This is a genomic window from Pseudomonas sp. (genome assembly GCF_030690725.1).
In the GTDB taxonomy this organism is placed as follows: Bacteria; Pseudomonadota; Gammaproteobacteria; order Pseudomonadales; family Pseudomonadaceae; genus Aquipseudomonas.
The window spans coordinates 62,839-74,764 of record NZ_JAUYGD010000032.1; the positions used below are offsets into that span (position 1 = coordinate 62,839).

10 protein-coding genes are annotated in these 11,926 nt (G+C 63.6%); all 10 read left to right on the plus strand.

From position 1 onward, the window contains the following. The first annotated feature begins 26 nt into the window (after positions 1-26). On the plus strand, positions 27-3,656 hold the full coding sequence (gene uca, locus Q8O69_RS06025; RefSeq protein ID WP_305590408.1) for an urea carboxylase: 3,630 nt from the start codon (positions 27-29) through the stop codon (positions 3,654-3,656). A gap of 1 nt (position 3,657) precedes the next feature. Then, positions 3,658-4,389 (plus strand): GntR family transcriptional regulator, encoded by a 732-nt coding sequence (locus Q8O69_RS06030; protein WP_305590410.1) that lies wholly within the window; start codon positions 3,658-3,660, stop codon positions 4,387-4,389. A 95-nt stretch (positions 4,390-4,484) separates the two neighbouring features. Continuing rightward, positions 4,485-5,750 carry an urea ABC transporter substrate-binding protein gene (urtA, locus tag Q8O69_RS06035; RefSeq protein WP_305590412.1) on the plus strand — a complete coding sequence of 422 codons (1,266 nt, stop codon included), beginning with the start codon at positions 4,485-4,487 and terminating at the stop codon, positions 5,748-5,750. A 206-nt stretch (positions 5,751-5,956) separates the two neighbouring features. Then, a complete protein-coding gene (urtB, locus tag Q8O69_RS06040) occupies positions 5,957-7,528 on the plus strand; it encodes an urea ABC transporter permease subunit UrtB (protein WP_305590414.1) in 1,572 nt (523 codons plus the stop codon). Next, positions 7,528-8,619, plus strand: a complete 1,092-nt coding sequence (gene urtC, locus Q8O69_RS06045; protein WP_305590416.1) for an urea ABC transporter permease subunit UrtC — start codon at positions 7,528-7,530, stop codon at positions 8,617-8,619. Before urtB ends, urtC begins: the two co-directional genes overlap by 1 nt. Continuing rightward, positions 8,619-9,470, plus strand: a complete 852-nt coding sequence (urtD, locus tag Q8O69_RS06050) for an urea ABC transporter ATP-binding protein UrtD (protein WP_305590418.1) — start codon at positions 8,619-8,621, stop codon at positions 9,468-9,470. Before urtC ends, urtD begins: the two co-directional genes overlap by 1 nt. Before the next feature lie 142 nt (positions 9,471-9,612). Then, the gene (gene urtE, locus Q8O69_RS06055; protein ID WP_305590419.1) at positions 9,613-10,311 is read left to right on the plus strand and encodes an urea ABC transporter ATP-binding subunit UrtE; all 699 of its coding nucleotides are present in this window, start codon (positions 9,613-9,615) and stop codon (positions 10,309-10,311) included. 63 nt (positions 10,312-10,374) lie between these two features. Next, positions 10,375-10,791: a hypothetical protein gene (locus Q8O69_RS06060; protein WP_305590421.1), complete on the plus strand. Its 417-nt coding sequence runs from the start codon at positions 10,375-10,377 to the stop codon at positions 10,789-10,791. Further along, the gene (locus tag Q8O69_RS06065) at positions 10,788-11,621 is read left to right on the plus strand and encodes an urease accessory protein UreD (protein ID WP_305590423.1); all 834 of its coding nucleotides are present in this window, start codon (positions 10,788-10,790) and stop codon (positions 11,619-11,621) included. Before Q8O69_RS06060 ends, Q8O69_RS06065 begins: the two co-directional genes overlap by 4 nt. Continuing rightward, positions 11,621-11,923 (plus strand): urease subunit gamma, encoded by a 303-nt coding sequence (gene ureA / locus Q8O69_RS06070; RefSeq protein WP_269379893.1) that lies wholly within the window; start codon positions 11,621-11,623, stop codon positions 11,921-11,923. The genes Q8O69_RS06065 and ureA overlap by 1 nt, the downstream gene beginning before the upstream one ends. Positions 11,924-11,926: the final 3 nt, after the last annotated feature.

Genomic DNA, 11,926 nt, shown 5'->3' on the forward strand with positions numbered 1-11,926 from the left:
TGTGCAGGCCAGCCAGGAGGCAGGCAATGTTTCATACCGTACTGATTGCAAACCGTGGCGAGATCGCCGTCCGCGCCATGCGCACCCTCAAGCGTCTTGGGGTGAAGAGCGTCGCCGTCTACTCCGACGCCGACCGCAATGCCCAGCATGTGCGCGATGCCGATATCGCCATCGCCCTGGGCGGTGACAAGCCGGCCGACAGCTACCTGCGGATCGACAAGATTCTTGCCGCTGCCAAGGAAACCGGCGCCCAGGCGATCTACCCCGGTTACGGCTTTCTCTCGGAAAGCGCTGAGTTCGCCGATGCCTGCGAGGCCGTGGGCATCGCCTTTGTCGGCCCGACCGGCGAGCAGATCCGCGAGTTCGGCCTCAAGCACCGCGCCCGTGAGCTGGCAGGTGCAGCCGGCGTGCCCATGGCCCCCGGCACCGGTCTGCTCGACAGCCTGGAACAGGCGCTGGAATCTGCCGCACGCATCGGCTACCCGGTGATGCTCAAGACCACCGCAGGCGGTGGCGGCATCGGCCTGACCCGTTGCGACGATGCAGCGGCCCTGAGCGCCGCCTACGACAGCGTCAAGCGCATGGGCGAGCAGTTCTTCAGCGATGCCGGGGTGTTTCTCGAATGCTTTGTTGACCAGGCGCGGCATATCGAAGTGCAGATTTTCGGCGACGGCGCAGGCCGCGTCGCCGCCCTCGGAGAGCGCGACTGCTCGCTGCAGCGGCGCAACCAGAAAGTGGTCGAGGAAACCCCGGCGCCCAACCTGCCGCAAGCCACCCGCGAAAGGCTGCATGCCGCCGCCGTGCAGCTGGGCGAGTCGGTCAACTACCGCAGCGCCGGCACCGTGGAATTTATCTACGACGGCGCCCGCGATGCCTTTTACTTCCTTGAGGTGAATACCCGCCTGCAGGTCGAGCACCCGGTTACCGAGCTGGTCACCGGCCTTGATCTGATCGAATGCATGCTGCGCGTGGCTGCCGCCGATAGCCTGGACTGGACCGCGCTGAATCGCGCCCCGCAAGGCGCCGCCATCGAGGTACGGATCTACGCCGAAGACCCACTGAAGAACTTCCAGCCCAGCCCCGGCGTGCTTACCGATGTGCACTTCCCGGCGGATGTGCGCCTGGATGGCTGGGTCAGCACCGGCAGCGAGGTCTCGGCCTTTTACGACCCAATGATCGCCAAGCTGATCGTGCATGCCGACACCCGCGCGGAGGCCATCGCCAAGCTGCAGAAGGCCCTGGGCGAAACCCGCCTGCATGGCATCGCCAGCAACCTCGACTACCTGCGCCAGGTGGTGGCCGAGCCGCGCTTTCATGCCGGCGCGGTGTGGACGCGTCTGCTCGACAGCTTCCAATTCAAGGCCAGCGTGATTGAGGTGCTGGAGCCCGGCACCTACTCCAGCGTGCAGGACTACCCCGGCCGCCTCGGCTACTGGGATGTCGGCGTGCCGCCCTCCGGGCCGATGGATGACCTGGCCTTCCGCCTGGCCAACCGGATTGTCGGCAACCATAACGATGCCGCCGCCCTGGAATTCACCCTGCAAGGCCCAACCCTGCGCTTTCACAGTGACGCATTGATCGCCCTGACCGGCGCAGACTGCCCAGCCGAGCTGGACGGCGAAGCGGTTGCCTACTGGGCGCCGATCCGCGTCAGCGCCGGGCAAACGCTCAAGCTCGGCCGCGCCAGCAGCGGTTGCCGCACTTACCTGGCCGTACGCAATGGCCTGGACGTACCGCTGTACCTGGGCAGCCGCTCGACCTTTGCCCTTGGCCAGTTTGGTGGGCATGCCGGCCGCACCCTGCGCCCGGCGGATATGCTGGCCATCTCGCAACCCGAGCTTGCCGCCTGCACCACCCCAGCGCCGATCAGCGCGCCGCAGGCGCTGGATGCCAGCCTGATTCCCAACTACGGCAGCATCTGGAATATCGGCGTGCTCTATGGCCCGCACGGCGCACCGGATTTCTTCACCGCGCAGTCCATCGAAGAGTTCTTCGCCGCCGAATGGCAGGTGCACTACAACTCCAACCGCCTCGGCGTGCGTCTCAGTGGCCCGAAGCCAAGCTGGGCGCGCGCCGACGGTGGCGAAGCCGGCCTGCACCCGTCCAACGTGCACGACTGCGAATACGCCATTGGCGCGATCAACTTCACCGGTGACTTCCCGGTAATCCTGACCAAGGACGGCCCCAGCCTCGGTGGTTTCGTCTGCCCGGTGACCATCGCCAAGGCCGAGCTGTGGAAGATCGGCCAGGTCAAACCCGGCGATACACTGCGTTTTCACCCCATCAGCTTTCAACAGGCGCAGAGCCTGGAGCAAGCGCAGCTGGGCAGCATCGCCGCACTGGCGGCGATCAGCGCGGTCAGCCTGCCGGCGCCATCCTTGCTGCCATCGAACACTGTTTCCGCCACGGTATTGGCCGAACTGCCAGCCACGGCCAAGCGTCCGCATGTGGTCTACCGCCAGGCAGGGGATGCCTACATCCTGCTGGAGTACGGCGACAACGTGCTCGACCTGGCCCTGCGTCTGCGCGTGCACCTGCTGATGGAGGCACTCAAGGCCGAGCCGTTGGCTGGCCTGGAAGAACTCGCCCCCGGCGTGCGCTCACTGCAGCTGCGCTACGACAGCCGAGTGCTGCACCAGCGCGCGCTGCTTGAACACCTGCTGCGCCTGGAAGCACAGCTTGGCGACGTGGCCACCCTCAAGGTGCCGACGCGCATCGTCCACCTGCCCATGGCCTTCGAAGACAGCGCCACCCTCGCCGCCGTGCAGCGCTACCGGGAAACCGTGCGCAGCGAGGCGCCCTGGCTGCCGAACAACGTCGACTTTATCCAGCGCGCCAATGGCCTGGCCAGCCGCGATGAGGTCAAAGACATCCTGTTTGATGCCAGCTACCTGATCCTCGGCCTCGGCGACGTCTACCTCGACGCGCCCTGCGCCGTGCCGCTGGACCCGCGCCACCGCCTGCTCAGCTCCAAGTACAACCCGGCGCGCACCTACACCGCCGAAGGCACCGTGGGCATCGGCGGCATGTACATGTGCATCTACGGCATGGACTCGCCCGGCGGCTATCAACTGGTCGGCCGCACCCTGCCGATCTGGAACAAGTACGTGAAGAACCCGCAGTTCGAGAATGGTCAGCCGTGGCTGCTGCAGTTCTTCGATCAGGTGAAGTTCTACCCGGTCAGCGAGGCCGAGCTGGATGAGTTCCGCGAAGCCTTCCGCGAAGGCCGTGCGCAGGTGCGCATCGAGCACAGCGAGTTCGACTTTGCCGAGTACCAGCGCTTCCTCGCCGCCAACGCAGGCAGCATTCAAGCCTTCCAGAACCAGCAGAAGGCTGCCTTCGACGCCGAAGTACAACTGTGGCGCGACGATGACCCCAGCGAGGTCGCCGCACTGATCAGCAGCCCGGATGAGGATGGCGACAACGACGGCCATATGGTCAACGCCGAGATGAGCGGCAGCGTGTGGAAGGTGCTGGTCGAGCCCGGCCAGCAGGTGGAAGCCGGTACGCCGCTGCTGGTGGTTGAGGCGATGAAGATGGAGCTGGCGGTCACCGCGCCGTTCGCCGGCATGGTCAAGTCGGTGCGCTGCACCCCCGGCAAGGCGGTTACCCCTGGCGATGCGCTGCTGTTGCTCGCCCCCACCGAGGCGGCCTGAGATGCAACTGGTCAGCGCGTCCGCACCTGGCAAGGAGCGCCCGGAGAATCTCGCCGAGCGCATCTACCAGCAGCTCAAGGACGACATCTTCGAGTTCCGCCTGCTGCCCGGTGATCGCTTCTCCGAGGGTGAGATCGCCGAGCGCATGGCGGTCAGCCGTACGCCGGTGCGCCAGGCGCTGTATCGGCTACAGCGCGAGGATTACCTGCAGGTGTATTTCCGCAGCGGCTGGCAGGTCAAGCCGTTCGACTTTGCGCATTTCGAGGAGCTGTACGAGGTGCGCATCGTCCTCGAAATGGAAGCTGTGCGGCGTTTGTGTGAACGCCCCCAAGACGAGCAATCCGCCGCACTGGAGCAACTCAAGCGCACCTGGTTGGTGCAACCCGAGCAGCGTTTGCAGGACGGTCGCGAGGTTTCGCACCTGGATGAGCGTTTTCATTGCCTGTTGGTGGAAGCCACCGGCAACCGCGAGATGGCCCGCCTGCACGCCGAGGTGAGCGAGAAAATCCGCATTATCAGGCGCTTGGACTTCACCCAGGGCCCGCGCGTGACGGCCACTTACGACGAACACGGACAAATTCTCGCGGCGATTCTGTCGCGCCGATGCGAAGAGGCACAGCTATTGCTCAAGACCCATATAGAGGTCAGCAAGGCGGAAGTGCGCAAGATCACCCTGCACATGCTGCATAGCGCGCGTCAGCGCACCATGCCGGCACCAGAGGTGAAGACCTGAAGTGAAGACCCGGGGCCAGGCCCTGTTTCAACTGCCAGACAAACAACTAAAAACCAGCAGCTCAAACACTTAAGTTCGTGAATGGAGATCGCACCATGCAACGTCGCAATCTGATCAAGGCCTTTACCCTATCCGCGTCCATCGCCGCCATGGGCATGACCTGGACCGTGCAAGCCGCCGAGACCATCAAGGTCGGCATCCTCCACTCGCTGTCCGGCACCATGGCCATCTCGGAAACCTCGCTGAAAGACATGGCGTTGATGACCATCGACGAAATCAACGCCAAGGGCGGCGTACTCGGCAAGCAACTCGAACCGGTCGTGGTCGACCCAGCCTCGAACTGGCCGCTGTTCGCCGAACGCGGTCGCCAGCTGCTGACCCAGGACAAGGTCGACGTCACTTTCGGCTGCTGGACTTCGGTGTCGCGCAAATCCGTACTGCCGGTCTATGAAGAACTCAACGGCCTGCTGTTCTACCCGGTGCAGTACGAAGGCGAAGAAATGTCGCCGAACGTCTTCTACACCGGCGCCGCGCCAAACCAGCAGGCCATTCCAGCGGTCGAGTACCTGATGAGCGAAGACGGCGGCGCCGCCAAGCGCTACTTCCTGCTTGGCACTGACTATGTTTACCCGCGCACCACCAACAAGATCCTGCGCGCGTTCCTGATCAGCAAAGGTGTGGCCGAAAAAGACATCGAAGAGGTCTACACCCCGTTCGGCCATAGCGACTATCAAACCATCGTTGCCAACATCAAGAAGTTCTCCGCTGGCGGCAAGACTGCTGTGATCTCCACCGTTAACGGCGACTCCAACGTGCCGTTCTATAAAGAGCTGGCCAACCAGGGCCTGGAAGCCACCGACGTACCGGTGGTGGCCTTCTCCGTGGGTGAAGAAGAACTGCGCGGCATCGACACCAAGCCATTGGTCGGCCACCTGGCCGCATGGAACTACTTCCAGTCCGTGGAGAATCCGGTCAACACCGAGTTCGTCGCCAAGTGGAAGGCTTACGCCAAAGCCAAGAACCTGCCAGGCGCCGACAAGGCCGTAACCAACGACCCGATGGAAGCCACCTACGTCGGCATCCATATGTGGGCCCAGGCTGTGGAAAAAGCCGGCACCACCGACGTCGACAAAGTGCGCACCGCGCTCTACGGCCAAACCTTCGCCGCGCCGAGTGGCTACACCTTGACCATGGACAAGACCAACCACCACCTGCACAAGCCGGTGATGATCGGTGAAATCCAGGAAGACGGTCAGTTCTCCGTGGTCTGGGAAACCAGCAGCCCAGTCCGCGCCCAGCCGTGGAGCCCGTACATCGAAGGCAACGACAAGAAGCCGGATTACGCGGTCAAGTCGAACTAAGGCAAAAGCCCCTCTCCCCCAACCCCTCTCCCGCACGCGGGAGAGGGGAGCTGACGACCACGCATCTGCAGCATGACGCGGTCAGCCCCTCGCCCTTTTTCTTTCATGAAGAGGGGGCAGAGGATTGGGGAGAGGGTCGCTGTAGCCCGGATGTAATCCGGGAAGACCGCTCCCGGATTACATCCGGGCTACGCCAAGGAAGCCCCATGCCCATTGCCCTTACCCGAATTCTGCTGAGCCTGCTGTTGCTGCTGCCTATGGCCGCGCACGCAGGTGACGCACAGGACTTTGTCGCCGCCAACCCGGCCAAGCAGGCCAGCCTGCTGGAACGCTGGGCCGCCGCGCCGGATGCCGCGCGCCTGCCGCTGCTCGAAGCCCTGCAACAAGGCCGCGTGGCCGCCGACAGCACAAAGACCGCCTTTATCGAAACAGCTGGTAACTACCAGGCCGCCGAAGGCGATGCAGTGCCCACTGAAACACCGCGCAAACTGCGCCTGAACAATCGCCTACGCGGGCTGATCAGCACCGCCATGGCAAGCCACCAGTTATTGGCTGAAGACCCGGCACTGCGCCTGGCCGCCGCCCAACAACTGCAGAAGAGCGCCAAACCGGCGCAGTTAGAATTGCTTAACGCCCAGGTGGCCAGCGAAACCGATGATGGCGTGCGCGATGCACTGACGTTGGCCCTGGCCAACCTTCAACTGGTCGACAATGACATCTCCGTGCGCCTGGCTGCCGTGCGCCTGCTCGGTGAAACCGGCGACCCGCTGGCCCGCACCCGCCTGGAAACCCTGCTCGACCCAGCCGTGGAAAGTGACCCGACAGTTCGCACTGCTGCCGAAACCAGCCTGGCCCAGGTCAAACGTAAACTGCTGATTGGCGAGCTGCTCGGCCAAGCGTTTAGTGGCCTTTCACTCGGCTCGATTCTGCTGCTGGCGGCGCTGGGCCTGGCCATCACCTTCGGCCTGCTCGGGGTGATCAATATGGCCCACGGCGAGATGCTGATGCTCGGCGCCTACTCCACCTATATGGTGCAGGTGATGTTCCAGCGTTTCGCCCCGGAAGCCCTGGCGCTTTATCCGCTGGTGGCGCTGCCGGTGGCGTTCTTCGTCACCGCCGCTATCGGCATGGCGCTGGAACGCACGGTGATTCGCCACCTCTACGGTCGTCCGCTGGAAACCCTGCTGGCCACCTGGGGCATCAGCCTGATTCTGATCCAACTGGTGCGGGTGATCTTCGGCGCGCAGAACGTTGAAGTGGCCAACCCTTACTGGCTGTCTGGCGGCATTCAAGTGCTGCCAAATCTGGTGCTGCCATACAACCGCATCGTGATCATCGGCTTCGCCCTGTTTGTGGTGGTGCTGACCTGGCTGCTGCTGAACAAGACCCGCCTGGGCCTTAACGTTCGTGCCGTCACGCAGAACCGCAACATGGCGGCCTGCTGCGGTGTGCCAACCGGCCGGGTGGACATGATGGCGTTCGGTTTGGGCTCAGGGATCGCTGGCCTCGGCGGCGTAGCGCTTAGCCAGATCGGCAACGTCGGCCCGGACCTGGGGCAGAGCTACATCATCGACTCCTTCCTGGTGGTGGTACTCGGCGGCGTCGGTCAACTGGCCGGTAGCGTGATGGCAGCCTTTGGTCTGGGCATCGCCAACAAGATTCTCGAACCGCAGATCGGTGCCGTGCTCGGCAAGATCCTTATCCTCGCGCTGATCATTCTGTTTATTCAGAAACGCCCGCAAGGTCTGTTTGCTTTGAAAGGACGGGTGATCGACTGATGACTATGCCACTCAACCAAACGCTGCTGGCGCGTGCCAGCGCCAAGCTCGGCCCGCAAGTCTCCATTGCCATCGGCCTGCTGGTGCTGGCCCTGCTGATCGCCATGCCGCTGCTGCACTTGCTGCCTGCGGACAACGCCCTGCACGTCTCGGCCTATACCCTGACCCTGGTTGGCAAAATCCTCTGCTACTGCATCGTCGCCCTGGCGCTCGATCTGGTCTGGGGTTACGCCGGCCTGCTGTCGCTCGGCCACGGCCTGTTCTTCGCTCTCGGCGGTTACGCCATGGGTATGTACCTGATGCGCGAAGCGGCCGGCGACGGCCTGCCGGCATTTATGAGCTTCCTGGCCTGGACCGAGCTGCCCTGGTACTGGTACGGCACCAGCAACTTCCTCTGGGCGCTGTGCCTGGTGGTGCTGGCCCCGGGTTTGCTGGCCCTGGTGTTCGGCTTTTTCGCCTTTCGCTCGCGGATCAAGGGCGTGTATTTCTCGATCATGACCCAGGCGCTGACCTTTGCCGGCATGCTGCTGTTCTTTCGAAACGAGACCGGCTTTGGCGGCAACAACGGCTTTACCAACTTCAAGACCATTCTCGGCTTCGACATCACCTCGGCGCACACCCGCGCGGTGCTGTTCCTCGCCACCGTGGCGCTGCTGGTTGCCAGCCTGTACCTGGGCTGGACGCTGGCACGCAGTAAGTTCGGCCGAGTACTCACCGCACTACGTGACGCGGAAAACCGCCTGATGTTCTGCGGCTACGACCCGCGTGGCTACAAGCTGTTTATCTGGGTGCTCAGCGCCGTGCTGTGCGGCCTGGCTGGTGCTTTGTATGTGCCGCAAGTAGGCATCATCAACCCAAGCGAAATGTCGCCCACCAACTCCATCGAAGCCGCCGTCTGGGTCGCCTTAGGCGGGCGTGGCACGCTGATCGGTCCACTGCTTGGCGCCGGTTTGGTCAACGGCATGAAGAGCTGGTTTACCGTGGCCTTCCCCGAGTATTGGCTGTTCGCCCTGGGCTTCCTTTTCATTGTCGTAACCCTGTTCTTACCGAAAGGCGTGATCGGCTTGTTACGCAAGAAAGGAGAGCAATGATGCGTGCCACTCCAGTTCCCGAATTTATGCTCGAACCCGCCTTTGACCCTGCCGGCAGCAGTCGCGATGCGATTGGTGCCAGCACCCTGGCGAGCAAGGGCCTGAACGTTCGTCATGGCACCATCCTGACGTTGGAAGACATCAACGTCAGCTTCGATGGCTTCAAGGCGCTGACCAACCTGACCCTGTATATCGGCGTCGGCGAACTGCGCTGCATCATCGGCCCCAACGGCGCCGGCAAGACCACCATGATGGACGTGATCACAGGCAAGACCCGCCCGGACAACGGCGTCGCCTACTTCGGCGAAACCCTCGACCTGACGCAGATGAGCGAAGTGGAAATCGCCCAATCCGGTATCGGTCGCAAGTTCCAGAAACCGACAGTATTCGAGGCGCTGAGCGTGTTCGAGAACCTCGAACTGGCGCAGAAAACCAACAAGTCGGTATGGGCCAGCCTGCGCGCCAAACTCAGCGGCGAGCAGAAAGACCGCATCGATGAAGTGCTGCACACCATCAAACTCGACACCTCGCGCAATCGCCCGGCCGGGCTGTTGTCCCACGGGCAGAAGCAGTTCCTCGAGATCGGCATGCTGCTGGTGCAGGACCCACAACTGTTGCTGCTGGATGAACCGGTGGCGGGCATGACCGACGCCGAAACCGAGTTCACCGCCGAGCTGTTCAAGTCGCTCGCGCGCAAGCACTCGCTGATGGTGGTCGAGCACGACATGGGCTTTGTCGGCTCCATCGCCGACCACGTCACCGTGCTGCACCAGGGCAGCGTGCTGGCCGAAGGCTCGCTGGAGCAGGTGCAGAACGATGAGCGGGTAATTGAGGTTTATCTGGGCCGGTAAATACCGCGGATTATGGTTCCCACGTCGAGGCGTCGCACCGTCTGCGTGGGAACCCCTCCCGGGACGCTCCGCGTCCCTGCGACGCAGAGCGTCGCCAACTGCATCCCCACGCAGAGCGTGGGAACGATCAAGGGAGCAAGACATGCTGCAAGTTGAGCAACTGCATCAGTACTACGGCGGCAGCCATATCCTCCGAGGCCTGTCGTTCGACGTGAAGGTCGGCGAGGTCACCTGCCTGCTCGGCCGCAACGGCGTGGGCAAAACCACCCTGCTGAAATGCCTGATGGGCCTGATCCCGGCCAAGCAAGGCGCAGTCAACTGGGAAGGCCAGCCGATCACCGCATTCAAGCCGCACCAACGCGTGCATGCAGGCATCGCCTATGTGCCCCAGGGCCGGGAAATTTTCGGCCGCCTGACGGTGGAAGAAAACCTGCTGATGGGCCTGTCACGCTTCCCTGGCAGCGAAGCCAAGGTGGTGCCGGAGTTTATCTACGAGCTATTCCCGGTGCTGCGCGAGATGAAGCAACGCCGCGGCGGCGACCTCTCCGGCGGCCAGCAGCAACAGCTGGCCATCGGCCGCGCGCTGGCCAGCAAGCCGCGCCTGCTGATCCTCGATGAACCCACCGAAGGCATCCAGCCCTCGGTGATCAAGGAAATCGGCGTGGTGATCAAGAAGCTCGCCGAACGTGGCGATATGGCCATCCTGCTGGTCGAGCAGTTTTATGACTTTGCCGCCGAACTGGCCGATCAGTACCTGGTAATGAGCCGTGGAGAAATCGTCCAACAGGGCCGTGGCGAGACCATGGAAGCGGATGGCGTGCGCGGACTGGTCGCAATCTGAATGGCGACGCTGGCACTGCACTTTGCGCATAATCAGGCTTTCGCTCATGGACTCGAGGCCTCGATGCCACCCCTGCGCACGCTTCTTCTCCCGCTTACCGCACTGGTCGGTATGGCACTGCTGATCTGGGCCGGCAGCCTGCCGGATTACTGGATGCTGCGCGCAATGCCGGTTGGCAGCGAAGCGGTCTATCCGCTCAAGCCGGTGCTGATTTTCTGCGCCATCGTCCTGGCCGAATGCAGCGTGCTGCTGGCGGTGCTGCGTCCGCGTTCCTATTGCCGTTCCTGGGGCCGCGCGCTGTGTGCCTGCCTGCTGGCCATCGGCCTGGCGCTGTTCTGGCTGCAAGGTGCGCTGCATGCACCGCCCTACTACGGCATGCACCTGCAATGGTGGCTGGCGGTCAGCCTGGGGCTGATCCTACTGAGCGTTTACTCCGCAGCTCAGGCCTGGCGGCAACGCCGTGCCGGGGTAGCGGCGTGAACGCACCGGCCGCGGTATTTACCCCCAGTTGGCACGCCGAGCTGGAGCTGGGTTATGGACGCGATGGCGATTGCACGCGGCCGACACTGCGCCGGCATAAAGGCCCGCTGCGGGTGCAGAAGCACCTGTATGCCGAAGGGCCCGAGGTGTGTCAGCACATCATCGTGCACCCTCCAGGAGGCATCGCCGGCGGTGATCGCCTGGATATCTCGGCCAGCGTTGGCAGCGGTGCGTGGGCACAGTTGACCAGTCCCGGCGCGGCCAAGTGGTACCGCGCTGCCGGCCCGGCTTACCAGAGCCTGAAACTGCGCGTGGAAGCCGGTGCCACCCTGGAATGGCTGCCGCAGGAAACCATCGTCTACGCCGCCGCCCAGGCTGAACTGACCACCGATATCGAGCTGCTCGGCGATGCCAAGCTGCTCTACTGGGACATCGTCGCCCTCGGCCGCCCGGCCAGTGGTGAACGCTTCGACGCCGGTCACTTTCAAGCGCAGCTGAATATCCGCCGCGACGGCCAGCTGCTCTGGCACGAACGTCAGCGCGTCGTGGGTGGCGATGGCCTGCTCGACTCGCCCATCGGCCTGGCTGGCAAACCGGTGTTCGCCACCCTGCTGATCAGCGGTGAAATCGACAGCGACCTGCTGGAGCACTGCCGCAACCTGAGCACACCGGTTCGCGGTGACCTGACCCAATTACCCGGCCTGCTGGTGGCCCGCTGCCTGGCCAGCGAGACCCTGCACGCCCGCGCCTGGCTGATCGAACTCTGGCACCTGCTGCGCCCGGCCCTGCTCGGCCGCACCGCCGTGCCCCCACGTATCTGGAGCACCTGATGGACCTGACCCCGAGAGAAAAAGACAAACTGCTGATCTTCACCGCCGGCCTGGTCGCCGAGCGGCGCCTGGCCCGTGGGGTAAAACTCAACTACCCGGAAGCCATGGCCTACATCTCCGCCGCCCTGCTGGAAGGCGCCCGTGACGGCCAGACCGTGGCCGAGCTGATGCACTTCGGCACCACCCTGCTGAGCCGCGATCAGGTGATGGAAGGCATCCCGGAAATGATCCCGGAAATCCAGGTCGAGGCCACCTTCCCGGATGGCACCAAGCTGGTCACCGTCCATCAGCCGATCGCCTGACGC